General features: G+C 41.2%; 27 protein-coding genes. 3 read left to right on the top strand and 24 right to left on the bottom strand.

Going from position 1 to position 23,297, the window contains the following annotated elements; genetic code table 11:
• Positions 1-645: 645 nt before the first annotated feature.
• The 14 genes from AC3E8G_RS05425 to AC3E8G_RS05360 form a co-directional block, all read right to left on the bottom strand.
• Positions 646-2,853, bottom strand: a complete 2,208-nt coding sequence (locus AC3E8G_RS05425) for a coiled-coil domain-containing protein (RefSeq protein ID WP_490677196.1) — start codon at positions 2,851-2,853, stop codon at positions 646-648.
• Between the two features lie 129 nt (positions 2,854-2,982).
• A complete protein-coding gene (gene trmD, locus AC3E8G_RS05420; RefSeq protein ID WP_490677195.1) occupies positions 2,983-3,699 on the bottom strand; it encodes a tRNA (guanosine(37)-N1)-methyltransferase TrmD in 717 nt (238 codons plus the stop codon).
• The gene (gene rimM, locus AC3E8G_RS05415) at positions 3,689-4,207 is read right to left on the bottom strand and encodes a ribosome maturation factor RimM (RefSeq protein ID WP_023023341.1); all 519 of its coding nucleotides are present in this window, start codon (positions 4,205-4,207) and stop codon (positions 3,689-3,691) included. Before rimM ends, trmD begins: the two co-directional genes overlap by 11 nt.
• Before the next feature lie 36 nt (positions 4,208-4,243).
• On the bottom strand, positions 4,244-5,026 hold the full coding sequence (locus AC3E8G_RS05410; RefSeq protein WP_490677237.1) for an alpha/beta fold hydrolase: 783 nt from the start codon (positions 5,024-5,026) through the stop codon (positions 4,244-4,246).
• A gap of 74 nt (positions 5,027-5,100) precedes the next feature.
• Positions 5,101-5,433 carry a MazG nucleotide pyrophosphohydrolase domain-containing protein gene (locus tag AC3E8G_RS05405; protein ID WP_107849268.1) on the bottom strand — a complete coding sequence of 111 codons (333 nt, stop codon included), beginning with the start codon at positions 5,431-5,433 and terminating at the stop codon, positions 5,101-5,103.
• 44 nt (positions 5,434-5,477) lie between these two features.
• Entirely contained in the window at positions 5,478-5,717 is a 240-nt protein-coding gene (kphA, locus tag AC3E8G_RS05400) for an RNA-binding protein KphA (RefSeq protein WP_003001620.1), read from the bottom strand.
• 19 nt (positions 5,718-5,736) lie between these two features.
• Entirely contained in the window at positions 5,737-6,009 is a 273-nt protein-coding gene (gene rpsP / locus AC3E8G_RS05395) for a 30S ribosomal protein S16 (protein ID WP_006596292.1), read from the bottom strand.
• A gap of 123 nt (positions 6,010-6,132) precedes the next feature.
• A complete protein-coding gene (locus tag AC3E8G_RS05390) occupies positions 6,133-6,882 on the bottom strand; it encodes a hypothetical protein (RefSeq protein ID WP_414285903.1) in 750 nt (249 codons plus the stop codon).
• Between the two features lie 89 nt (positions 6,883-6,971).
• Positions 6,972-7,595, bottom strand: coding sequence for a hypothetical protein (locus AC3E8G_RS05385; RefSeq protein WP_414285902.1), 624 nt, complete (start codon positions 7,593-7,595; stop codon positions 6,972-6,974).
• Between the two features lie 79 nt (positions 7,596-7,674).
• Positions 7,675-8,367, bottom strand: coding sequence for a pyrimidine 5'-nucleotidase PynA (gene pynA, locus AC3E8G_RS05380; protein ID WP_414285901.1), 693 nt, complete (start codon positions 8,365-8,367; stop codon positions 7,675-7,677).
• Positions 8,367-8,861, bottom strand: a complete 495-nt coding sequence (locus AC3E8G_RS05375; protein WP_009731114.1) for a YkgJ family cysteine cluster protein — start codon at positions 8,859-8,861, stop codon at positions 8,367-8,369. The genes pynA and AC3E8G_RS05375 overlap by 1 nt, the downstream gene beginning before the upstream one ends.
• A gap of 218 nt (positions 8,862-9,079) precedes the next feature.
• Entirely contained in the window at positions 9,080-9,739 is a 660-nt protein-coding gene (locus AC3E8G_RS05370) for a hypothetical protein (RefSeq protein WP_490677194.1), read from the bottom strand.
• 139 nt (positions 9,740-9,878) lie between these two features.
• The gene (lepA, locus tag AC3E8G_RS05365; RefSeq protein ID WP_048788851.1) at positions 9,879-11,702 is read right to left on the bottom strand and encodes a translation elongation factor 4; all 1,824 of its coding nucleotides are present in this window, start codon (positions 11,700-11,702) and stop codon (positions 9,879-9,881) included.
• 61 nt (positions 11,703-11,763) lie between these two features.
• The gene (locus tag AC3E8G_RS05360) at positions 11,764-12,201 is read right to left on the bottom strand and encodes a GNAT family N-acetyltransferase (RefSeq protein WP_414285897.1); all 438 of its coding nucleotides are present in this window, start codon (positions 12,199-12,201) and stop codon (positions 11,764-11,766) included.
• Between the two features lie 199 nt (positions 12,202-12,400).
• Between AC3E8G_RS05360 and AC3E8G_RS05355 the strand changes: the two genes are divergently transcribed.
• From AC3E8G_RS05355 to pepT, 3 genes are read left to right on the top strand one after another with little or no spacing between them, the layout of a single operon-like run.
• The gene (locus tag AC3E8G_RS05355; RefSeq protein WP_490677193.1) at positions 12,401-13,153 is read left to right on the top strand and encodes a LexA family transcriptional regulator; all 753 of its coding nucleotides are present in this window, start codon (positions 12,401-12,403) and stop codon (positions 13,151-13,153) included.
• Positions 13,150-13,968, top strand: a complete 819-nt coding sequence (locus AC3E8G_RS05350; RefSeq protein WP_414285895.1) for a Cof-type HAD-IIB family hydrolase — start codon at positions 13,150-13,152, stop codon at positions 13,966-13,968. Before AC3E8G_RS05355 ends, AC3E8G_RS05350 begins: the two co-directional genes overlap by 4 nt.
• 14 nt (positions 13,969-13,982) lie before the next feature.
• Entirely contained in the window at positions 13,983-15,203 is a 1,221-nt protein-coding gene (gene pepT / locus AC3E8G_RS05345) for a peptidase T (RefSeq protein WP_414285894.1), read from the top strand.
• 57 nt (positions 15,204-15,260) lie between these two features.
• Here the strand turns inward: pepT and AC3E8G_RS05340 are convergent, their stop codons facing one another.
• From AC3E8G_RS05340 to AC3E8G_RS05295, 10 genes are all read right to left on the bottom strand, one after another.
• Positions 15,261-16,985: an ATP-binding protein gene (locus AC3E8G_RS05340; protein ID WP_414285893.1), complete on the bottom strand. Its 1,725-nt coding sequence runs from the start codon at positions 16,983-16,985 to the stop codon at positions 15,261-15,263.
• Positions 16,982-18,079, bottom strand: a complete 1,098-nt coding sequence (locus AC3E8G_RS05335) for a carbamoyl phosphate synthase small subunit (protein ID WP_126404309.1) — start codon at positions 18,077-18,079, stop codon at positions 16,982-16,984. The genes AC3E8G_RS05340 and AC3E8G_RS05335 overlap by 4 nt, the downstream gene beginning before the upstream one ends.
• Positions 18,080-18,170: 91 nt before the next feature.
• Entirely contained in the window at positions 18,171-19,088 is a 918-nt protein-coding gene (locus AC3E8G_RS05330) for an aspartate carbamoyltransferase catalytic subunit (RefSeq protein WP_006596279.1), read from the bottom strand.
• A 93-nt stretch (positions 19,089-19,181) separates the two neighbouring features.
• Entirely contained in the window at positions 19,182-19,703 is a 522-nt protein-coding gene (pyrR, locus tag AC3E8G_RS05325) for a bifunctional pyr operon transcriptional regulator/uracil phosphoribosyltransferase PyrR (protein ID WP_414285892.1), read from the bottom strand.
• A 243-nt stretch (positions 19,704-19,946) separates the two neighbouring features.
• Positions 19,947-20,585: a Pr6Pr family membrane protein gene (locus AC3E8G_RS05320; protein WP_233331441.1), complete on the bottom strand. Its 639-nt coding sequence runs from the start codon at positions 20,583-20,585 to the stop codon at positions 19,947-19,949.
• Positions 20,586-20,628: 43 nt separating this feature from the next.
• Entirely contained in the window at positions 20,629-20,964 is a 336-nt protein-coding gene (locus AC3E8G_RS05315; protein WP_009731127.1) for a zinc ribbon domain-containing protein YjdM, read from the bottom strand.
• A 128-nt stretch (positions 20,965-21,092) separates the two neighbouring features.
• Positions 21,093-21,845 carry an HAD family hydrolase gene (locus tag AC3E8G_RS05310; RefSeq protein ID WP_414285891.1) on the bottom strand — a complete coding sequence of 251 codons (753 nt, stop codon included), beginning with the start codon at positions 21,843-21,845 and terminating at the stop codon, positions 21,093-21,095.
• A complete protein-coding gene (locus tag AC3E8G_RS05305) occupies positions 21,820-22,224 on the bottom strand; it encodes a PaaI family thioesterase (protein WP_490677192.1) in 405 nt (134 codons plus the stop codon). Before AC3E8G_RS05305 ends, AC3E8G_RS05310 begins: the two co-directional genes overlap by 26 nt.
• Positions 22,225-22,326: 102 nt before the next feature.
• Positions 22,327-22,794 carry an 8-oxo-dGTP diphosphatase gene (locus tag AC3E8G_RS05300; protein ID WP_490677191.1) on the bottom strand — a complete coding sequence of 156 codons (468 nt, stop codon included), beginning with the start codon at positions 22,792-22,794 and terminating at the stop codon, positions 22,327-22,329.
• 26 nt (positions 22,795-22,820) lie between these two features.
• A complete protein-coding gene (locus AC3E8G_RS05295) occupies positions 22,821-23,252 on the bottom strand; it encodes a hypothetical protein (RefSeq protein ID WP_490677190.1) in 432 nt (143 codons plus the stop codon).
• Between the last annotated feature and the right edge of the window lie 45 nt (positions 23,253-23,297).

The raw sequence follows: 23,297 nt of genomic DNA, 5'->3' as shown, positions 1-23,297 counted from the left end.
AGGATAGTATTATAAATAAAAAGGATGAAAAACCTTATGCATAAGTGTAAGTCAACCATTCTTCCAGTTTATATAGGTAAAGAGAGCTCCTGAATGAGATATTTATTTTATTTTAAGGCCTATTTTCAAAATGAACACTTCAGTCAGGTTCCCACATATTTTTGCCTAAAAAACTGATAATAACGGCATATTTTGTATCGACACTTTTTCTTCCTTTGTGAAAATTATAACATAGAAAGTTTTGAATAGCAAATAATTTGAGAACCTTCTTATTTTACTCATAGAACTATACTCATTCTTTATACAGATAATTTTTACCCTACTATTCTCTGGTTGAATGGTAGGGTTATAAAGGATAAAACATTAGGATAGTATTATACTACTGTTTTGGAAGAACTGCTTTACCTACTCGCTTGTATAGTTTTTATCCTATTTTTATAACTGCTAGATTATACAAAAAGAGGCTGGGACAAAAGTCCTAGCCTCTCAATTGTCTTTGGATTATTAAGCAAGACGCAGTGGTTGAGTGGGCTCTACTACGCTGATTTCATCAGTTTTTACAGCCCTACTCAACTGTGCGGGGGTGGGACGACGAAATCGAATTCTATCGAATTACCGATTTCTGTCCCACTCTCACTTTAACAACTATTCATCTTTTTTAAACCCAAGCACTCGGAACCATTTGGATAATCCCTTTTTACTTTTGTGTTCGTCTTTTCCAGTAGCTTTCTTAAGATCATCTTTGACTTGTAAGTGTTCTTCTGATTGAGTAGATGCCAGTAACGAAACTTGAGCCTGATCAGTAGCTTCTTCCTCTCCTGCTACTGCAGATTTATTTTCATCCTCATTTGACTGAATTTTCTCAATCCGACTCCTAAACTCACTAGCTTCTTTTTGGTAAGCCATAAAACTTGCAAAGGCTGTTTCAAATTCTACTTTTTTCTCTTCGAGTTCAGTTTTTGCGGAAGCCACTAAGGCTTGGGCATCAACTAGCAGTTCAGATGAATTGGTAAACAGTTTTAGGTGACCTTTGGCTTGCGTTAATTGTTTTTGAGCGATTTGAAGTTGGGCTTGTGCTCCTTCAAGCTTAGATGCAGTTTCTTTCGCTGCATTCTGTAAATCTTCTAATTGCTTTTTATCTTCTTCTAATGCTAGAATAACATTTTTCAAGGCTTCTTCTTTCGGGCTAATACTACCTTGTATTCGAGCTCGTGATACTGCCAGTGAGTTTTCCGCTTCCTTAACTTCTGTCGACGCAGCCTGCCATTTCTTCATCGCTGAAGCAAGGTTACGTTGTGCACGCGCCAATAGTTGCTCATGACTTGCAAGAGAATTCTTGACATCGAATAAATGCCCAGAAAGGATATTGATGCGGGATTCTTGATTAATCTTTTCGACCTTTAGGCTCTCCAATGTATTTTTTACAGCCTTCACATCTGCTTTTGTCGTCCTTGCATTGGCAACTTTTCTCATCCACTTGGTCAGTTCTTCACTGGTATAAAGCGAACTACCTTCTTCAAAGAAAGCTGCTTGAGATACTTCTAAATCTGGATCATAGGCTACTGAAATGGCCTTGTATTGATTCCCCATCATGTGGAGATAGTGGCCAACCTTAGCAAATAGCTCCGGTCCCACTTTTCTGAAGATCTGTCTAGGATCTAGCTGACTTTCTGCCGTCGGTAAATTGAATTGCTTGGCTAATTGACGATAGTGGTCTTTTTCACTATACCAGAAGGCAACCGCTTCTCTAGGTCGATAGCCCCAAGCAACATTCTCATTCTCTTGGTAACTGGACAAGGCTTTTCGATGGTTTACATAATACTCTGTTTGAAGTTGACTAGCAGGTAGTTGATAAGGAGCCACCAAGAGCTCCTCTAAACCAGCCTGGCGACGGTACTGATTAATCGTATCTACGATTTCTAACGCTTTTAAGACATTATCTAATCTAGTGACCTTTCCACCTGCCAGCTGATCCTCTTCACTCGTACGGCGATAAAGAGACAAGGCTTCGACAGCGCCTTGGTCACCCACCTTGGCCCACTCTTGAAGCAAACCCTCATAGCTTGCCTGTTGAAGATTGATAGGACTTAGCATTGCCGCTTCACGTACCTGTTCTAACTCCACTTCTTTTAGGGAAATTTGATGGGCTAGTCGCTCAATTTTCTCCTGTGCGCCAGCAATCTCAGTGGAAACCTGCTTTAAGACCTGGGGCACATTGGCATGAGTTTCTGTCAGATTAACTACTAATGCTTGAGCTATTTTTAATTCGTTTTGCGCCTGCTCCTCTTTTTGTTGTGCGTTGACTAATACTGTCTCATCGTTCTGGATGGGTTGTTTGGCTTTTCTCAATTCATTACCTGCAATATCTACAAGTAATTGTTGGGCAGCGATTTTATTCTCTTGATTCTTGATGGCAGAACGGACTTGGCGATCGGCTTCTGTTGCTTGGCGTACCTTCTCTTCTTCTAAAGTAACAACTGCTTCAGCAACCGCAACTTCATTTTCAGTTTTGCCAATAGTGCTTTGATTGGAGTTTTGAATCCTTGATTCAGTATTCTGTAAGTTCGCTTCAGCAGCTTCAAGACCAGACTTGGCTACATTGTATTCAGATTGAGCCTGATTCAAGCGCAAACGTTGGTCTTCTACTCTTTTTTCAGCTTTTAACAACTGTTCATTTAAGATATTCACATCCATAAAACTTGTATCCATTCCAGTCATATCCGTCGACTGCTGATCAGCAGCATCCTTCTGAGTGATCTCCTCCGCTTGCGTCTTATGTCCAGCCAAACCTGAAAAGAGGGTTGTCGCAGCGACACCCGTTGTAAAGACTGATTTTCCTATTTTTTTACCCATTGCAATCCCCGCCAAAACTTTTTCATATCTGTTCTCTCTTCATAAGAATACCACATTTTGTTACCAATAACTAGTAGAATGGGAAAGATTTTTTCTAATTTTAGGGCAAAAGAAAAACAGCTGTCGCTGTTAGTCTTCTTGTTTAATTTGTTCCAACATCTTCTCTTCTTCTGCTGTCAATTCATAGTTTTCTAGCAGATCGGGGCGACGCTCCAAGGTCTTTTTCAAACTCTGATAGAGACGCCATTGACGGATCTTTTCATGGTGACCACTCATGAGGACATCTGGAACCGTCATCCCTCGGTATTCATAAGGCCGTGTGTATTGAGGATATTCTAAGAGACCCGACGAAAAACTATCATCCTGGTGGCTGGACTCTTTTCCGATCACTTCTGGAATCAAGCGCACTGTCGCATCAATCATGGTCATGGCCGCCAGTTCACCGCCCGTCAGAACATAATCTCCCAGAGAAATCTCATCTGTTACCAAGGTTTTGATCCGCTCGTCGTAGCCCTCATAATGGCCACAGATAAAAATCAATTCTTCTTCCTGAGCCAACTCTTCTGCGTAAGATTGGTCAAAGGTCCGACCGGCAGGATCCAGCAAGATCACGCGCGGATTCTTTTTCTCAATGGCATCAAAGGCATCAAAGATCGGCTGAGCACGTATGAGCATCCCTTGGCCGCCACCATAGGGTTCATCGTCCACATGGCGCGCCTTCTCTGCGTTTTCACGGAAATTATGGTAGTTGATTTCTAATAGGCCTTTCTCACGCGCTTTGCCGACGATCGAGTGCTCCAAAGGTGAAAACATCTCTGGGAAAAGGGTTAAAATATCAATCTTCATCGTCTAACCCTTCTAAGATATCCACATCTACCCGATTCCCAGGAATATCAATATTGAGCACGACTGGTGGGATATAAGGTAAGAGAAGGTCACGTTTCCCTTTTCGTTTGACCACCCAGACATCATTGGCACCTGGTTGCAGGATTTCCTTGATCTGACCGATTAGTTGGTCATTTTCGTAAACATCAAGGCCGATGATCTCATGGTAATAGAATTCGCCCTCATCCAAATCCGTCAAGTCTTCTTCCGCAACCTTAAGGCTAAAGCCCTTGAACTTTTCGATGGCATTGATATGGTACATATCCTTAAACTTGATGATATCGAAGTTCTTGTGCTTACGGTGGCTAGCAATGGTCACTGTTTGGACGAACTGATCCTTCTCATCAAAGAGAGCCAATTCAGCTCCTTTTTTAAAGCGCTCTTCCGCAAAGTCTGTCACAGACAAGACCCGCATCTCTCCTTGTAAGCCTTGGGTATTGACAATTTTCCCAACGTTAAAATAATTCATTTTATTCTTTACATTCCTCTTTTAATTAATTTATCTCTACAGTTCTCTAATAAGAGCTGCAATTTTTTCCGATTCTGACCAGTGTAGATAGTGGTGGTTTCCACCTAGAATGAGTTTTGTATTAGAATTCCAATATTCTGAATCTCTGTACTCTTTTTCTCTATACGCCTGACAAAATACGAAAACAGGAATATTATCTGCTAAGGACAAACTATCAAAATCTTCAGCAGTAATATTTACAGATATCTGAAATCCAGGAACTTGCTTTTCCAATTCTAAGCCCTTTTCTTCCATCAATTCCCAAATCAGACTTTCAGTTTCAGCTTCAAATGTTACTTGAGTTAGCCCCTTAAAATAATTTTCCGGACCACATTCTTCAATCATCCTCATTTGCTCTTCCATTTCTGGATAAGGATTTTTTGAAAAATCAGCAAACATTATATTTTTTGTTGTTGGTTCAATTGCTATCAAAGCTTGACACTTAATTGGTTTACTCAGTAACTTTAAAGCCAAAACACCACTTAAACTATGAACACAAAGTATATAATCGGAAATTTCCAACCCTTTCAGGATTTCGAATACCGCTTCAACAAGATTATCCAAATTAAATCCTGTTTGACTATGAATCGGACTCCTGCCTGTATTCGGAAAATCAATCGTTAAGTAACCTATTGAGGAAGGAAGTTTTTCAAGTATTGGTAGGAAATTTTCATAACTTGATATCAAACCAGCACCATTTAAACAAACTAGTATTTTATTTCCCTTTTTATAAGTAACAGAGAGACAACCAATCTTTGTAGTTACTTCAAATCGGTTCATATCAAAACCACTCATTCTATACAATAATTCACTAAATATTCTTATGTTTATTTTATCACGTTCAATAGATTTTCTCAAATGGACTTTCTTGCTAAAAAGCCTTCCAAATCTTGTTCATGCTGATACTTGATGGCTGCCTTCTTGTCTTTTTCAAAAATGGTCTTCGTTAGGTCGATATGGTTGATAGCTGCAATTGCCACTGTGTAGTGAATGATATCTGCCAACTCCTTTGCCAATACCTCGTTTGAATCTTGGACACCTTCTTTTCTACCTGAACGTCCATTTAAAACCTCAGCGACTTCTCCAACTTCTTCCACTAGTTTGATAAAAAGTCCTTCTTCTGTTCTAGATTGTTGATAATGATCAAGTAAGTATTCCTCTAGTTGTCTAACTGTTAAATCTCTCATTCCTTCTCCTTGCAACAAAAAAAACGGGACAATGTCCCGCCTTTTTATTTTTCGTCAATAACGATTCTTACTTTTTTATCTTCAGTTGGGACAGAGTAGACAATCGTTCTTATCGCAGAAATGGTGCGACCTTTCCGACCGATCACTCGACCAACATCGCTAGGATCAAGGTCAAGGTGGTACTCCAAGAATTCAGGAGTATCTTCGATCTTGATGGTTAAGGCATCCGGTTGTGAAATCAAAGGTTTCACAATTGCAATAATAAGATTTTCAATCGTATCCATACATCAACCTACTTTATGATTATTTTGAGAATTTAGAATCGTGGAATTTCTTCAAGACACCTTCTTTTGAAAGGATGTTGCGAACTGTATCTGAAGGTTGAGCTCCATCAGCCAACCATGCAAGAACGCGGTCTTCTTTCAAAGTAACTTGGTTTTCTTCAACAAGTGGATTGTAAGTTCCAACTGTTTCGATGAAACGTCCATCACGTGGTGAACGTGAATCTGCTACGTTGATACGGTAGTAAGGTTTTTTCTTAGAACCCATACGAGTCAAACGAATTTTAACTGCCATTTTTATAAGTCTCTTTTCTATATTTTAATTTTCGGTGAAATAGACAAGCTATTTAGCACATGATCTATTATAACACATTTTATAGACCTGTCAAGAAAAAAACTTGACACTATTAAAAATTTTTTAATCGATCTCAAAGTAATAAGATCCTTCATCTTTGGAACCCGATTCAATCACATAGTTCCCAGAAGGAAGACCGGATACATCCAAGTGCTTCCCTTCAAATTCTTTGGCGAGGGAAGTTACTGTAACGGTAAAGGAAAACCCCTTAATTTGGCGGTAGGTAGCATAATCCAAGGTCAGAATCCCTCGAAGATCTGTTTCTCCTATTTTTTCAGCAGCCAGTAAGTCTCTTGCCAATTGATCTTCAAAATCGGGATTTTGGATTGGTAACTTAAGACGAACCTCGCTTACCTCGAGGCCTTGTTGATGAAATCGCTCTTTTATCTCTTGCTTTAATTGTTGAAATCCTTGAGATTCCGTAAAGGCTCTTTCAAAAAACGGGGCTACTAACCAACTGTTGTAATGTTGAGCCAGTTCTCCTGCCGTGTCATAGTTTTTCCCAGTTTCTTCTTTGGATAGGAGGCTTGCATAAAGAAAATCAAACTGAACCGTCTTTCCCTCAACTCTTTCTTGATAGGTATAGGCATATTTGGTCGACATCCCATGGAGTTCAGCTGCTTTAAAATGTAGGTCTCCTTTAAATCCCGCTTCCTGATAAAAAGTGGAAATTTGCTCTTGGATTTTCTTTTCTTCCTGATTAGTAAAATAAAAGAGAAGACAAATCAAGAGAGCGACCCCTATGAAGTATGCACGAACCAGATAGCCGACCCATTTCTTGATGTTGAATGGTATTTGTTTAAATATATCCATTTATCCATAATAACAAAAAACTAGCCCGAGAGCTAGTTTGTAATGGAATGTAATTTGAACAAAGCTTATTCAGGTTGTTAAAGAGACGCTTATATTTGATGCTCCTCCACATCACCGCTACATTCAATCCAGGGATATTGCTTCATCAGATAGGTGCAAAAATGATGCCACTCCTCTTTCTGATAGCTGATAGCGAGATAGTATTCCTTGTAGTCAAAATCCCTTAACACAAGAAAATACTTAGGAGGAAGAAGTGATTTGTTTCTACCAGAGTACCTACTATAACTATACTTTTGAAATTTCTGAAGTTGGATTTTCCAAATGTCCTCATCTATTCTCAGATAGTCGAAACAAGAGCGATAGGTTATCAAATAGCCCTTATATACTAGTAACTTCAACCTCGGTTCACTAAATGTTGCTTCCTTCTCTATCTCCAGCAAAGAGATTGATTCGTTCCATTGCTGCGAAAACTCTCTGCCTTTTCTGCTTGTTTTACAAATCAGACGAACAAATTCGAATACTTGCCGAATGAGAATGAAAGAAACCGTGCAGCCTAGCATAATCCACGCTCGAAACCCATTTCTTTCCTGAACAGTAGCTTGGTCCCAATCCATCCCATTCAATAAGCATAACAAATAGAAAGCTGCACCAGCTAATAGGAGGATATAAGCTAGTCGAATAAGAAATTGAAAAAATAAATTTCTTCTAATCATTTAACCCCGTTTACATCTCCTTCTTTTCAGGTCAATTCCTTTTCACCTCTAACTGAAAGCAACTGGTATCAGTACTAGGCTAATCTTTTCGCAAGAGAGCCAATAACGCCTCATAAGAATCCACTTCATAAGTCGGCACTGCTGGACTGGTATTTTCTTTATGATTCGGATTGTACCAGACGGTATCAATCCCCGCAGCATTGCCTCCAGCGATGTCCGCCGTCAAAGAATCTCCAATCATGAGTGCTTGCTCCTTGGCAAATCCTGGGATCAAGTTACCGATCTTTTCATAAAAGGCCACTTCCGGTTTTTGAGTTCCTAATTGTTCAGAGATGAAGATTTCTTTGAAATAAGGGGTGATGGCAGATTGCTTCAAGCGCCCTTGCTGAATGGCCGTAACGCCGTTGGTAGCACCATAGAGCTGGTAACCTCTTTTTACTAGCTTAGCTAGCAAGTCTTCTGCTCCTGGGAAAGTCTGTCCCTGTTGACTAATGTAGTCCTGGTAACGGAAAGCCATTTCTTCACCATCTACTTGTCTTCCAAAATGGGCAAAGGCAATGGCAAACCGGCTGTTAATCAAGTCTTTCTTGCTAATCTTCTTTTGCTCCAAATCCTTCCAGAGACCTTGGTTCATGGGTTTGTAGTAGTCCTTAAAGGCTTGAATATCTTGAACCCCCTGATCTTGGAGAAATTGCGTTAAGGCTACTTCCTCCGCTGTATCAAAGTCCAACAAGGTGTGGTCTAGGTCAAAAAGTAAAAATGTATATGTCATTACAAACGATCCTTTAATTTTTCTACAAATAAATAGGCTGCTGGGCAAGTGAGGGTATTCTTGATAGTCAGATGGTTGATCTGGTAGATTTTCTTGCGGTCTGTATGAGGAAATTCTCGGCAAGCCTTAGGACGCACATCGTAGATGGAACAGAGATTATCACCACCCAAGAAAGGGCAAGGCATGGATTTAAAAACCTTATCGCCATCCTCATCGACTTGAAGAAATTCCGCTTCAAAAGCGGGAAGTTTCATCTTGAAATACTTGGCGATGCGCGTGATATCTGCTTCCTTAAAATCGGGTCCTAGGGTCTTACAGCAGTTGGCGCAGGCGGTACAATCAATTTCTTGAAAGACTTCATCGTGAATCTCTTGGGCTATTTTATCTAGATTTTTAGGGGGCTTCTTTTTCAGATTTGCCAATACCTTGCGGTGCTCCTTTTGTTTCTGGAGCGCTAACTGATGGTATTTTTCTAAGTCAATTTCTTGAGTCATAAACTACTTTCTTATTGCTAAATGGATAAGAGCATTATACCATACTCAACAAAAAAGAGCAGGTTAAAATAAATGGAAGACACCATTCATTCTATCCTACCCTCAAGATCTTCGATTAAGAGAAATTCAATTTCCCATAGTAGCTGCTTTTCCAGCGCCTCATGACTTTTATCAGACCCTTTCTAGCTTAGACATATTGGCTTATTCTTCATAAGAACTTAGGCTTTTGGACCTTTCTCATCCAAACTCCAAGTTTCTTCAATGTAAGGAATGAATTGAGCCAAGGTCTCTGGATCCCCTTCAAAAGACATCAAGTATACCTTATCATCCTTTTGGAAGACCCAAGTAATGAGGTACTGTCCAGATTTAAGGATAATATTCAGCTGCAAGGCTTCATTGCCTGAGACAGTGGTTTTAGCTCCCCACATTTTCTCTACTTCTTTATTGTCATTCCAATAGTATGCAATTCGGTTGGCAATCAACTCTGCGTTGAAGACTTCCCCTTCACCGACATTTGCTTTCTCTTTAGTATACCCGTTCATGGTAACGATGTTGTAGGCACTTCCATCTGTAAATTGAATGCTGTCTCCACCATCTATATCTGTAAATTTAATCCACTTGCTTGGGATATCGATATAACCATAATCTGCAGAACCAACCCGTTTGGTTTCGACAGAACTCTTGGTATCATCCGATGATTTTGACTCTACCTTGCTAGAAGTCTTTTTACTAGAGGATTTTTTACTCTTTTTTACCACCTCAGTGGAACTAGATTCAGATGACAATGGTTTTCTAGACTCTTTTTTAGGTGAACTACAAGCTACAAGGGCAACAGCTGATAAGACCGAGACGGTCGCTAGTAGGAACTTATTTTTCATCTTTCCTCTCCTTTGTGATGGGTTTTGATACCTCTAGTTTATCACGTTCTACTTAGATTTGAAAGCGCTATTTGTCTAGCCTGATAGAAAAACGCCCCTAACGGGACGTTCTATTTGTTCCATGATACTAGCGAAAAGCTTATTCCTCATCCATTGACAGAACTGACAAGAAGGCTTCCTGCGGTACTTCTACTGAACCGATAGCTTTCATCCTCTTTTTACCAGCCTTTTGTTTTTCAAGAAGCTTCCGTTTCCGTGAGACGTCCCCACCATAACACTTGGCCAAGACGTTTTTACGAAGGGCTTTGATATCCGTACGGGCCACGATCTTATGACCGATAGCTGCTTGGATAGGCACTTCAAACTGTTGACGAGGGATAATCTTCTTGAGCTTCTCAACAATCAACTTCCCACGTTCATAGGCAAAGTCCTTGTGAACGATAAAGCTAAGGGCATCGACGGTATCACCATTGAGAAGGATATCCATTTTAACCAATTTAGATGGACGGTATTCAGATAACTCATAGTCAAAGCTTGCGTAGCCACGAGTAGAGGATTTCAATTTGTCAAAGAAATCAAAGACAATTTCCGCCAGTGGAATCTGATAGATGACATTAACCCGATTTTCGTCGATGTAGTCCATGGTTACAAAGTCCCCACGTTTGCGTTGGGCCAATTCCATGACAGCTCCAACAAACTCTTGCGGCACCATGATTTGTGCTTTGACATAAGGTTCTTCGATTGAAGCAATCTTGGTTGGATCTGGGAACTCAGACGGGTTGGACACATCCAGCACTTCTCCGTCTGTCAAATTGACCTTATAGATTACAGACGGCGCTGTCATGATCAAGTCAATATTGAACTCGCGCTCCAAGCGTTCCTGAATAACATCCATATGCAGGAGACCTAAGAAACCACAACGGAAACCAAAACCAAGGGCTTGAGATGTTTCAGGCTCAAATTGAAGACTAGCGTCATTCAATTGCAACTTCTCCAAAGCTTCCCGAAGATCGTTGTATTTGTTGGATTCGATTGGGTAAAGACCTGCAAAGACCATTGGATTCATTTGTTTGTATCCATGAAGAGGCTCGCTAGCAGGATTGGACGCCAAAGTTACAGTATCCCCGACACGAGTGTCCGCAACAGTCTTGATAGATGCTGCAATATAACCAACATCTCCTGTCGCAAGGAAATCACGACCAACCGCTTTAGGAGTAAAGATCCCTACCTCTGTCACATCAAAGGTCTTACCATTGCTCATCAACTGGATGGTGTCGCCAGGCTTCACCATACCATTGACCACCCGAACTTGAAGGATAACTCCACGATATGGGTCGTATACTGAGTCAAAGATCAAGGCTTGCAATGGAGCAGCAACATCCCCAGTAGGAGCTGGAACTTTCTCGACGATTTGTTCCAAAATCTCTTCAATCCCGATACCAGCCTTGGCAGAAGCTAGGACTGCCTCACTAGCATCCAGACCAATGACATCTTCTACTTCTGTGCGCACACGTTCTGGATCTGCAGCTGGCAAGTCAATCTTGTTAATAACTGGAAGAATTTCCAAATCATTGTCTAAAGCCAGGTAAACATTGGCAAGAGTCTGAGCTTCGATCCCTTGAGCCGCATCCACAACGAGAATGGCTCCCTCACAGGCAGCAAGCGAACGAGAAACCTCATAAGTAAAGTCCACGTGTCCTGGGGTGTCAATCAAGTGGAAGATGTAGGTTTCCCCATCTTTAGCCGTGTAGTTCAACTCAATAGCATTGAGCTTAATAGTGATTCCACGTTCCCGTTCTAGGTCCATGCTGTCCAAAAGCTGGGCTTGCATTTCCCGACTAGAAACGGTCTCGGTTTTTTCTAAGATTCGATCCGCCAAGGTTGACTTTCCATGGTCAATATGGGCGATAATGGAGAAGTTCCGAATCTTCTCTTGTCGTTTCTTTAATTCTTCTAAATTCATTTCTTCATCCTTATAAAACTATTCAGTATATTATAACAAAAAAGATAGGCCTTTGCCTATCTTAATCCATTATTTTCAAAAATCGCTTCTGTGTTTTATTTCCTTCATAGCCTATATGTTCATAAAAAACATGGGCTTCTTTACGATGAGAGGCAGAACTCAAACGAATAAAGGAATAGTTATGAGTTCGAGCAAGAGTTTCAACTCGCTCCATCAATTGCCGACCAATCCCACGTCCTTGAGCAGAAGGGAAAACAGCAAGTCCTAAAACATTTAAACCCGGATCGCTATATATACTCTCATAGGCTTCAGCTTCGACATAGCCTAAAATATTCCCAGTTTGGTCCTCTTCATAAACAAAGCAAAAGTGACCCGAATCTGGCTGATTGAATTTATCGATCTGAGCTGTTACTTTCTCAAGGGTCGAATCATACCCCAATGCCTGGTGGCACAAATCACGAATTTGACCTGCATCTTTAATTTGAACGGTCCGAATCATACTTCTACCTCCATGAAGTCTTTTTTATTTATTCTATGTCTTATCCCTAAAAAAATCAAGCATTAAGAATATGTTAACAGATTATTAAATAATACTATTTAATTCGAATTGAAATAATTAATGAACAATAAAGGATTTCTATTTACTTTTTCGATTTAATTCGCTATAATAAATTGTAATGTAAAAGGAGGTGAAACTCTTGGCAAGAGGACGTGGAAAAGCAAGCCCACAAGATAAAGAGGCTTTGCGCATTATTTCCGAAAAAATAAGAGAACTATTAAAGGTTCAAAATAAGAAACAGGTCGATTTATCTCGTACTACTGGTATCCCAGCTAGTACTTTGACTGGCTATGTAAAAGGGACTTCTCTCCCAGTCAGTGAGAACTTAGAAAAGATTGCTAGCTTCTTTGAAATCCCTATTTCTGATCTAGACCCACGTTATGGTCAATCAGATACCTTGGAAGATTCTAAGATTGAGTTTATCTATAAACAACTAGATGAGGATTTTCAAGATTCTCTCCTAGAGGAAGCCAATCGCTTATTAGTTTTGCAGGCTGAACGGAAACTTATCGAGAAAAAATACACACCATATACAGTCTTCGATAGTTATGCTGCAAGTCAAAGTGCTTCTAAGGGAGATTTGGTTTGGTTTGATCAAAAACTGGCCTATGATCTAGCACTTTGGATTCATACAGACTCGCTGGAACCTAAATATCCAAAGGGATCTGTTGCCCTAATTAAGCAAACTTTCTACGATACTGCTGGTGCCATCTATGCTATTGAGTACGATGGGCAAACCTTGATCAAGCGTGTCTTTCGTGAAGCTCAAGGGATCCGTCTTGTCTCTCTCAATAAAAAGTATAGTGACAAGGTCATTCCGCTAGAAGAGGAACCAAGAGTGATTGGGAAAGTCATTGCTAGCTTTCTTCCAGCTAAGGAGGATGAGCTATGATTCGATTAGTTGCCATCGATTTGGATGGGACTCTTTTATCACCTGATAAAACCATTAGTCCTGCTAATAAGCAGGCGCTTTTGGATGCTGAAGCTGCTGGTGTCCACGTTGTCATTTGTACAGGCCGTCCCCTATCTGGTGTCCGTCCCATCTTTGAAGAGATTGGCTTCAAAAGTATTCATTCCTACTCTGTGATTAATAATGGCTGTACAACTGTCAAATCTTCAGATTGGTCCATCATCACTTATGATGCCTTATCTGAAGAAGATTTGGTTTATCTCGATCAATTAACTCAGGAGATCCATTCTCAATTAAGCTTATTCGATTTAAATCGCTATATCATTTTGAATCAGGAACCTTCCGAAATTGCTAAAATGGATGCCAGTATCGTTTCTTCTGTGCCTGTATCACTGGGATTGCAAGAAGTCCTTGAGTCACAACCAATTTTCCAAGGAATGTTTATCGATCAGAAAGAGCAGATTGATGCCTTTCAAGAGAACTATGAAGATGTATTAGCTCAGCGCTTCCACACCATTCGTTCTCAGCCTATTCTCTTTGAAATTCTTCCCAAAGGCGTAAACAAAGCGACTGGTTTAAAAGCTCTTGCTGAACACCTGAATATTCCTAAAGAACAGATCATGGCTATTGGTGATGAGAATAACGATATTGAAATGATTGAGTACGCGGGTCTGGGTGTTGCAATGGGCAATGCACCAGATTCTATCAAAGCCTTGGCTGATGTTACTACAACTTCTAACGAAGAAGACGGTGTCGCTACTGCTATCAAGCGCTATGTTTTACAAGCACAGAACTAGAAAAGGAAAAACAAATGAAATACCCAACATTATTAGAACGTTTTTTAACCTATGTCAAAGTCAATACTCGCTCTGATGAGACTTCAACAACAACTCCTAGTACAGCCTCTCAAGTAGAGTTTGCAAAGAAGGTACTACTCCCTGAAATGGAACGAGTTGGACTTCAGAATGTCTACTACCTTCCAAACGGTTTTGCTATTGGAACTCTTCCAGCAAACGATCCAAGTCTCACACGAAAGATTGGCTTTATCTCACATATGGATACAGCTGATTTCAATGCGGAAAACATCAGCCCTCAAGTCATTGAAAACTACAATGGCGGCACTATTGCTCTGGGTGACTCTGGTTATTCACTAGATCCCGCTGACTTTGCTAACCTTCATAACTACAAGGGACAAACCTTGATCACTACAGACGGTACGACTCTGCTTGGAGCAGATGACAAATCAGGGATTGCTGAAATTATGACAGCCATCGAGTACTTGACTGCTCACCCTGAAATCAAACACTGCGAAATTCGAGTCGGCTTTGGACCAGATGAAGAAATCGGAGTCGGAGCAGATAAATTTGATGCAGAAGATTTCAATGTAGACTTCGCTTATACAGTGGACGGTGGTCCTCTTGGTGAATTGCAATACGAAACCTTCTCCGCTGCAGGAGCTGAAATTACCTTTAAAGGCCGCAATGTGCACCCAGGTACTGCTAAGAACCAAATGGTCAATGCTCTTCAGTTAGCCATTGACTTCCACAATCAACTCCCTGAAGAAGACCGTCCTGAAAAAACGGATGGCTACCAAGGTTTCTACCACTTAATGAATGTGGATGGTACTGTTGAGGAAGCACATGCTAGCTACATCATTCGTGACTTCGAGACAGAGAATTTCGAAGCTCGTAAGGCAAAGATGGAAGAGATTGCAAGTAAGATGAACCAAGAACTTGGTGCAGAAAGAGTCCTTTTGACCCTTAAAGACCAATATTACAACATGAAACAGGTCATCGAAAAAGATATGACACCTGTCAACTTGGCTAAAGAAGTTATGGAAGATTTAGGTATTACACCAATCATTGAACCAATTCGTGGTGGTACAGACGGGTCTAAAATTTCCTTCATGGGCATTCCGACACCAAATCTTTTCGCTGGTGGTGAAAATATGCATGGTCGCTTTGAATACGTCAGCCTTCAAACCATGGAACGTGCCGTCGACACCATTATCGGTATTGTTAGCCATTCTTAATTCACTATATTGTTAAAAAAAGCTTCGGTTACCTTAACCGAAGCTTTTTAAATTCTTTTAATCCATGTATTCCACCCTTGCAAACTGACCATCGATTTGACTCTGGTAACTTTCATAAACAGAAAGAGGAATCCGTAAGCAAGTATCTGCTGCATGTCCTACAAAAGGACGTTGACTGAGAAGAGCTACTTTTCTTCCCTTTTCACGCTCCTTTTTCAAACGTTCAATGATTCTGAGAATTTGGCTGGAATCTTCTGAAGGGCTTTGATCCACCAATAAGGTCCATTGACTCCAATCTGATCCCTCGTCCTCACCACAGATGGAAATATAGTAAGAAACCTTTTCGCCAACTTGACCAAATCCAGCAGTTAAATCCAAAGGACGTAATTTTAAGTCATGACTTAGATGCTCCTTCTCCTCTCGTTCATATAGGTAACTATTATAGAGGAACTGGAGATAGAAAGGATCCATTCGACTCAGGTCGCTTACTTCTTCCATTTCGAAGCCTCTATGAAAAGCCTCTAAGATAGATGAGAAACGATAGGGCATCCGTTTGGCAATCCGTTGGATCAATTCATCGTCGGAAACTTCTTTCAGAATATTCTTAGGCCATTGATCCGAACCAAAATTTTCAACAGCTTGCTGATAGGCTTCTTCTAGACTTGTACCAAACCCATGAATTGCACCAACTGAGTGAATTTGTGTGTTGAGAACTTTTGTCACCTTTTCCATTGGAAAAACAGGGAGTTTAAAGAAAATACGATCTAGAGTGGGTTCAAAGAGAGCCGTAAGACTTTTCATCGTAGGATGAGGAAGGTCCAAAAGGTGGTCGCCTAATTTTAAGCATAAGGCCTGGTGGTAAATCGAATAGCCTAAAGCCATTGACATGGTCGAGAAGGAATCAGAGGCAAAAGGATTGACCTCAAGAATATAAAATTGGTAACTCTTTGGATCTAGCGCAAACTTAATAGATGTCGCTCCAACCAGTCTCAAGTGCCGGACTATAGACAAAGCTGCCTCTCTCAAGGTCTGATGCTCGGTATCCGTCAGCGTCAGACTAGGGATGACTTGATAAGAATCACTGGAATGGATCCCCACCGGGTCGACGCTCTCAATGTTTCCTGCAAGGTAATAATTATCCTGGCGGTCTCGGACGACGATGTATTCCAACTCCTTGAAACCAACCGTTGAGAGCTCCAACAAACACTGAGCCTGTGGCGATACTTCTAGTCCTTTTTCGACAGCATCACATAAATCATCCAAGTTATTAGCAATCCGACGACCTTGCCCATGCTTGCTGGCAAGTGGCCAAACAACAATAGGGAATTGGATCTGCTCTGAGAACTCAATAGCCTCTCGCACTGTCGAAACCAAGGATGAGGAAGGAACTTGATAACCTAAGTCCTGTAGAAATGACTTTTGGTCTGCCTGGTGGTAAAAGGTACGGTACTGCCTAAGCGAAGTTCCTAGAATACGGATTTTGTGTTCCTTGAGAAACCCAATTTCTTCCAATCGGAATAAAAGACCAAGGACTTGCTTATCCGCAAATGACAGCAGTAAATTTTTTGTTTTCGTCGCTAGAAGGGCTTCTTTGAGACTGTCCAACTTTAAACGAATAACCGAAACAGCGTCTCCTGCTTCTTTGGTGACGTCGTTCTCGTCTCCACAATAGAGGATTTCTGTCTGGTAGCCACGTTCTTTTAATAAGGGACAAGACGTGAGTGCTCCAAGCAAACTGACATCATTGAAGGATTCTGCACACAAAAGCGTTACTTGATTCATGACCATAACTCCTCCCTTCTTTCGTCTAATTTACTTTCAATCAGATCCATAAATTCGTCATAGAAATAGAGACTTTCCCTTGGTCCTGGACTGGACTCAATATGGTAGAGGACACCAATCAAGGGAAGATAGCGGTGACGAAAGGCCTCGATAGAGTGATCATGAAGCTCCTCATGGGTAATCAGAAAATCACGTGGAAGAGTATCGCGCTCGATGTTGTACTGGTGATTCTGGCTAGTGATTTCGACTTTTCCAGTAGCCACCTCTTTTACAGGAATGTTGAGACCTCGATGAGGACTTTTTAGTTTCGCGAGACTTCCTCCGTGGGCAAGGGCCAGCAATTCTGCCCCCAAGCCGATCCCCATAATTGGAATATGAGGATCGATTTTAGCAATGACCTGGCAAATACCATCGATATGATGAGGATTCCCTGGACCACTGGATAGAATGATGCCATCTGGCTGCAAATCCTTTAATTCCTTCAATTTAACTGAATAAGGAACGACCGTGACGTTACAACCTCGTGCAATCAATTGACGCAAAACGGAATGCCGTAAGCCCAAGTCGATCAAGACGATACTCTTACCAAACCCTGGTGCAGCATAGGGGGTTTTGGTCGACACCTGGCGGACTTGGTCAAAAGGCAAGACGGTTGCCCGAAGCTGGTCCAAGATATGCTCGATCGCATCCCCTTCATTGACCACTGTAGCCTTCATACTTCCATGTTCTGTAACAATTTTAGCCAGCTTTCGAGTATCGACTCCTTGGATCCCTGGAATATTGTGTTTCTTCAGATAAGCATCTAAGGATAACTGTTTCCGCCAATTACTGGGATGACTCGCTAATTGATGCACCACCACTGCTAGACACCCAGGAAAAATAGATTCATAATCATCTCGGTTTATCCCAGTTGTACCGATAACTGGAAAAGTAAAGGCTAAAATTTGCCCCTTATAGGACTGGTCGGTAATTAACTCCTGATAACCCGTCATGGCAGAATTTAAGACCAATTCCCCACTGACATAGGTATCAGCTCCAAAACCAGTTCCTTCAAAAACCGTCCCATCTTCTAATACTAAGAGACGTTTTACCATAAATTCTCCTTACAAATTCCAAAAAGAAAAAGTGAGAAAAGACCACCTTTTTGTAGACTCTCTCACTTCTCCTTTCTATTTTCTTACTTTATTATTTCCGTCCAGCTAAAACCGCTTCGATGATAGCCATGCGGACAAAGACACCATTGGTCATTTGTTCCACGATGCGTGATTTAGGAGCTTCTACCAAGTGGTCAGCAATCTCCACATCACGGTTTACTGGAGCTGGGTGCATCAAGATGGCTGTGTCTTTCATACGATCATAGCGTTCTTGTGTCAAGCCATGCAAACGATGGTAGTTCTCTTTTGAGAAGAGAGATTCATAATCATGACGCTCGTGTTGCACACGGAGGAACATCATGACATCGACCTCTTCGATCACTTCATCAATCGTCACAAAGGTTCCATATTCTTCAAACTCTGCACTTCTCCACTCGTCTGGACCAGCAAAGTAAAGGGTTGCTCCCAAGCGTTTCAAGATTTGCATATTGGATTTTGCCACCCGTGAGTGATCCAAGTCCCCAGCGATACAAACCTTAAGTCCATCAAAGTGACCAAACTCTTGATAGATGGTCATCAAGTCTAGTAAACTTTGGCTTGGGTGTTGACCAGATCCATCTCCCCCGTTGACAATAGAGGCTGTGATAGTTGGACTTTCAATCAATTGCTTGTAGTAGTCTACTTCTGGGTGACGGATGACGCAGATATCAACTCCGAGAGCTGACATGGTCAAAATGGTATCGTACAGAGTTTCACCCTTGTTTACAGAGCTCGTTTTCACATCAAAGTCAAGGAGGTCACAACCTAATTTCAACTCAGCCACTTCAAATGCTTTGTGCGTACGTGTTGACGACTCAAAGAAGAGATTAGACACGATGTGTTGCTCATCATAATGAGCTTTTGCTCCATTTTTAAACTCAATCCCACGCTTAATCAAGGCCATAACTTCTTCGTTTGATAAAGCTTCCATTGAGACAAGGTTTTTAAGTGCGATTTGATTTGTAGACATGTTGTAACTCCATTCCAAAGATATGCATATGTGAAAACGATACAGGAAGCTTCCTCAGTCACTCCTGTATATAGCGACGATTTGAAAACTACCTTATTCACTCACCTCGATCAAGATGCGATCTTGACCATCCAGCTCCGTCATCTCGACAATGATTTCCTCTGATCGACTTGTCGGAATATTTTTTCCAACATAGTCTGGTCGGATTGGCAATTCTCTATGACCACGATCCACTAGGACTGCCAGGCCGACACGCGATGGACGTCCACGACTGACAAGATTATCGATGGCTGCTCGAATAGTCCGACCTGTATAAAGAACATCATCAATCAGGATGACATCTTTGCCAGTAATATCTACTGGTAAAACGGTTGAATCTTCTGTTACTTTGATATCATCACGGAAAGGCTTGGTATCCAATTCACAGACTGGAACCTCTATTTGTTCTAGCTGTGCTAACCTTTCTTTGATGCGATTGGCAATGAAAACGCCACGAGTTTTGATCCCTACCAAAACAATTTGGCTCAAATCCTTATTCCGTTCGATGATTTCATAAGTGATGCGAGTAATAGCTCGCTTCATGGTCAGATCATCAACGACTTCTTTGATCTTCATCTTTTCCTCCTAATTGATAGAAAAAAGCCTCCCTTTTCAAGGAGGCTTCAGAAAAATATCAAGAGATAAGACCTAGAACGCATCTAGTTCACCCCTTATTTTGATCAGACTCCTTGCCTGCCTCACGGGACAGGATTAAAGGACTATTTAATTATCCATACTATATCACAGTTTATAGTGGGATGCAAGAAAAAACTCATTATTTTCTACGAATGTTCGGATTTACATCCACAAATCTTCTATTTAATGATGATCTGTTCCTTTTTTCCCAAACCTCTTCAAGGCAAACAAGCCACATCCAGCTAGTAAATAAGCGACAAAAATGATGGTCGCCATCTTAACCACATAGAGCCAACCAAAACGATTGACATTGATAAAGAAATAAGGGAAAGGACTGTCTTTGGCACCTGGAACTGGCCACTTAAGAACCAAACCGTTGAGAAGAGCAAAGACCATATAAAGCAAGGGAAGCAGGGTCCAAGCTAATGGATCCGACTTACGGTATTGTTTCGGTTTATCAATGACCAGGGTGTCAAAGAAAAACATCAAGGGAACAATGTAATGACAGAGGAAGTTTTCCAAACGGTAAAACTTCTCAGGTGTCGCGATGGGTGCTAGCATAAAGTGGTAGATGACACAGGTGATCATGATTGACATGGTGACACCGCCCTTTAAGCGAAGATAGCTCTGTGTCTGGGTCGAACGACCACGAAGCATGCGCCAGACCATGTCCCCCATAAAGAACATGACCAACATGTTGGACAAAATGGTGTAATAGAGCATCATCCCAAAGCCACCATGCTTGGTCAGTTGCAGATAAACGCCGATCACACTCAAGATAAACAATAGAAAACGATAGCTAAATAATAGTTTGAATTTCATAGTATTCTCCTGAAAGAAAAGGGCTAAGCCCTTCTTCTTATTCTTAGATTTTCTTGACAAATTCTGATTTGAGTTTCATTGCGCCAAAGCCATCAATCTTACAATCGATGTTGTGGTCACCTTCGACGATACGGATGTTTTTCACTCGCGTTCCTTGTTTCAAATCTTTTGGTGCACCCTTCACTTTTAAGTCTTTGATCAAGGTGACGGTATCGCCATCAGCCAATTTATTTCCATTCGCGTCGATGGCTACAACACCTTCTTCTTCTACGACTTCAGCTGGGTTCCATTCATAAGCACACTCTGGACAGACCAAGAGCGCACCATCTTCATAGACGTATTCAGAGTTACATTTTGGACAGTTTGGTAAGTTATTCATTTCAATCTCCTTAGCAAAATTAACTCCCATAGTATACCATGAAAGGGAAAATTTGACAAATTCCGTTCTATTGTAGCATTTTCAATAAAAGAAGAGGCAACTTGGCCTCCTAAAATTGATGGTAACCTTTAATCTTCTTGCAATTCTTGAATGTCTCGAATCACGCGCACGCCTGCTTGACTCTTATTCTGTAATTCTTCGTCCGAGTAGGGGAAGGTATTGATCAAGATACTTTGCATGCCGATGCTTTTCGCTACAGCCACATCTGTAGTGAAGTCATTCCCTACCATGACTGTTTTATCAGGATTCAACTGGTGTTCTTTGATGACTTTCATGAGAAATTCGCGCTGAGGTTTGCGAATCCCTGCATCAGACGACAGATAAATGTCGTGGAAAATCTCTCTCAAGCCAACTAAATCAATCTCTGGGTTGGTAAAGTCCGCTTGCGCATTGGATAAGAGATAGATCCGACAACCTGCAACTTTCATATCTTCTAAGACTTCTTTCGTGTGCGGGTAAAGCTCCAATCGTTTACGAGAGAGGACACGGAAGGTCCGAGCAATCAAGCGTCCCCACTCTTTGAGATGATGGACACTGGCTCCTGTTGGATGACTCTCTAGATAGAGTTGAACGAAAATCACGGTCAAGTCTATCTCCGGATAAGTGACCTTTTTTTCCTTAGCGATACCTTCCTCCGCTTGCTTCACCAACTCCTTATAGCGTGCTTGCAGGCTTTCCCCTGTATAATGAGCACCATAGGACTGGTAGATTTGGGCCATTGTCTCCCACAAGACTGGACTCGACTCATCGGTTTTGATATCGACCAAGGTTCCATAAAAATCAAAAATATAGTTTTTAAATGCGTACTTTTGCTGATTCATCTCTTTCTCCCGTTACAAACATGGTAAAGGTCGCCTTACAGACATTGACACCTTCCTGATTGGTAATGTCGACATCGACAACTCGAGTCGTCCGCCCACAGTGGACACATTCCCCGTGGATGGTCAAGACATCTCCTAGACGTCCTGCTTTCAAATAATTGATGGATGACTGCAAGGTCACACCATCTACTCCCTGTGAAATCACGACCAAACCACTGATCTGGTCACACAGGGTAAAGAGATATCCTCCATGCGCATTTCCATAATAATTAAGTGACGATTCGACCACCTTGGTTGTCACCACCACATGGCCATCTCTCATGGTTAAGATCTCGTAATTTTCAAATGCTGCAATGGCATCAAAGTGAAAATCCTTCATATAAAATAAATCCCCCTAGATCAGGTATTCCTAAACCCTTCCATCATACTACTTTTTTCAACTTCTTACAAGAATAAGAAAAGAGCTGGTGTACCCAACTCCTTAATAGCGAAATTTTTCCCAACCATCCTCAGTCCGCTTCCGGTAATAATACTCTGAAAGGTTAGGATCTTCCATGACTTCCAGCAGAGGGAGCATATCATAAGCTAAATATAGGCTAGCTAATCGGTCCTTAGCGACCCAAGAAACTTCTCCTTCATCAGACGATCTTAGCTGGCCTGTAAATTCTGTCGCTTTGTAGCAAAAGACGATGTAGCGGATGCCATCCTCTAACTGCCAGTTTTTTACAGCGACCAAGTGGGGGTTGAAAATGGTGAGACCAGTTTCTTCTTCAATCTCACGGATGACAGACTCGACCAAACTCTCTCCTTCCTCGATGTGGCCACCTGGAAAAGCATAGCCAGCCCAGTGAGTCTTTTCAGGTGAGCGGTATTGGAGGACGACCTTCCCATTTTCAAGATCTTCGACCATGCAAAGATTGCACAGTATAGTAGGCGTTGTACGTGACATATATTTCCTTTCTATGATATTGACAATTAATCAATATACACTTTTTTCTTTATCTCTTTTTTCATGACAAAGGGATTCACCAGCTCATGGTATTCATCAAAGGCATCTAAAAGGGAGCCTCTTTGAAAGACAATTGACTTCTCTTTTAAATAATATTCCGAGTGAATCGTTACCGAACCATGACTATCAAAACTAAAGAAAAACTCAATGAAAAATACCAGGATCAGGCTAGCAAAGAAACTAAACAGTAGGCCCACTACATTCTTCCAATTGACTGCGTGAGTTCGATAGAAGCGATACCAGATGTGACAAAAAATCGTCACTGCTCCTAGATACAACCAAGGATTCCACAGGAGCGAAGTAAAGGCGTAACCATAGAAGCCTAATACAAAGTTCGCAAAAACAAAAAGTAAAAGAATAAGATACACGATCTTAAACAGGTTCAAATACTTTCCCATTATAAAGATCTCCTATACAAACATTTGCTTTCAGATGTAACCGTA

This window comes from Streptococcus sp. SCPM-O-B-15294 (M123) (assembly GCF_058200455.1).
The sequence above is the reverse complement of the archived record's forward strand: the minus strand, read 5'-3'. Positions and strand labels throughout refer to the sequence as shown.

Coding starts and splice junctions, on each gene's coding strand:
- AC3E8G_RS05425 (WP_490677196.1), bottom strand. CDS start 2,853: ATGGGTAAAAAAATAGGAAAATCAGTCTTTACAACGGGTGTCGCTGCG.
- trmD (WP_490677195.1), bottom strand. CDS start 3,699: ATGAAGATTGATATTTTAACCCTTTTCCCAGAGATGTTTTCACCTTTG.
- rimM (WP_023023341.1), bottom strand. CDS start 4,207: ATGAATTATTTTAACGTTGGGAAAATTGTCAATACCCAAGGCTTACAA.
- AC3E8G_RS05410 (WP_490677237.1), bottom strand. CDS start 5,026: ATGAACCGATTTGAAGTAACTACAAAGATTGGTTGTCTCTCTGTTACT.
- AC3E8G_RS05405 (WP_107849268.1), bottom strand. CDS start 5,433: ATGAGAGATTTAACAGTTAGACAACTAGAGGAATACTTACTTGATCAT.
- kphA (WP_003001620.1), bottom strand. CDS start 5,717: ATGGATACGATTGAAAATCTTATTATTGCAATTGTGAAACCTTTGATT.
- rpsP (WP_006596292.1), bottom strand. CDS start 6,009: ATGGCAGTTAAAATTCGTTTGACTCGTATGGGTTCTAAGAAAAAACCT.
- AC3E8G_RS05390 (WP_414285903.1), bottom strand. CDS start 6,882: ATGGATATATTTAAACAAATACCATTCAACATCAAGAAATGGGTCGGC.
- AC3E8G_RS05385 (WP_414285902.1), bottom strand. CDS start 7,595: ATGATTAGAAGAAATTTATTTTTTCAATTTCTTATTCGACTAGCTTAT.
- pynA (WP_414285901.1), bottom strand. CDS start 8,367: ATGACATATACATTTTTACTTTTTGACCTAGACCACACCTTGTTGGAC.
- AC3E8G_RS05375 (WP_009731114.1), bottom strand. CDS start 8,861: ATGACTCAAGAAATTGACTTAGAAAAATACCATCAGTTAGCGCTCCAG.
- AC3E8G_RS05370 (WP_490677194.1), bottom strand. CDS start 9,739: ATGAAAAATAAGTTCCTACTAGCGACCGTCTCGGTCTTATCAGCTGTT.
- lepA (WP_048788851.1), bottom strand. CDS start 11,702: ATGAATTTAGAAGAATTAAAGAAACGACAAGAGAAGATTCGGAACTTC.
- AC3E8G_RS05360 (WP_414285897.1), bottom strand. CDS start 12,201: ATGATTCGGACCGTTCAAATTAAAGATGCAGGTCAAATTCGTGATTTG.
- AC3E8G_RS05350 (WP_414285895.1), top strand. CDS start 13,150: ATGATTCGATTAGTTGCCATCGATTTGGATGGGACTCTTTTATCACCT.
- pepT (WP_414285894.1), top strand. CDS start 13,983: ATGAAATACCCAACATTATTAGAACGTTTTTTAACCTATGTCAAAGTC.
- AC3E8G_RS05340 (WP_414285893.1), bottom strand. CDS start 16,985: ATGAATCAAGTAACGCTTTTGTGTGCAGAATCCTTCAATGATGTCAGT.
- AC3E8G_RS05335 (WP_126404309.1), bottom strand. CDS start 18,079: ATGGTAAAACGTCTCTTAGTATTAGAAGATGGGACGGTTTTTGAAGGA.
- AC3E8G_RS05330 (WP_006596279.1), bottom strand. CDS start 19,088: ATGTCTACAAATCAAATCGCACTTAAAAACCTTGTCTCAATGGAAGCT.
- pyrR (WP_414285892.1), bottom strand. CDS start 19,703: ATGAAGATCAAAGAAGTCGTTGATGATCTGACCATGAAGCGAGCTATT.
- AC3E8G_RS05320 (WP_233331441.1), bottom strand. CDS start 20,585: ATGAAATTCAAACTATTATTTAGCTATCGTTTTCTATTGTTTATCTTG.
- AC3E8G_RS05315 (WP_009731127.1), bottom strand. CDS start 20,964: ATGAATAACTTACCAAACTGTCCAAAATGTAACTCTGAATACGTCTAT.
- AC3E8G_RS05310 (WP_414285891.1), bottom strand. CDS start 21,845: ATGAATCAGCAAAAGTACGCATTTAAAAACTATATTTTTGATTTTTAT.
- AC3E8G_RS05305 (WP_490677192.1), bottom strand. CDS start 22,224: ATGAAGGATTTTCACTTTGATGCCATTGCAGCATTTGAAAATTACGAG.
- AC3E8G_RS05300 (WP_490677191.1), bottom strand. CDS start 22,794: ATGTCACGTACAACGCCTACTATACTGTGCAATCTTTGCATGGTCGAA.
- AC3E8G_RS05295 (WP_490677190.1), bottom strand. CDS start 23,252: ATGGGAAAGTATTTGAACCTGTTTAAGATCGTGTATCTTATTCTTTTA.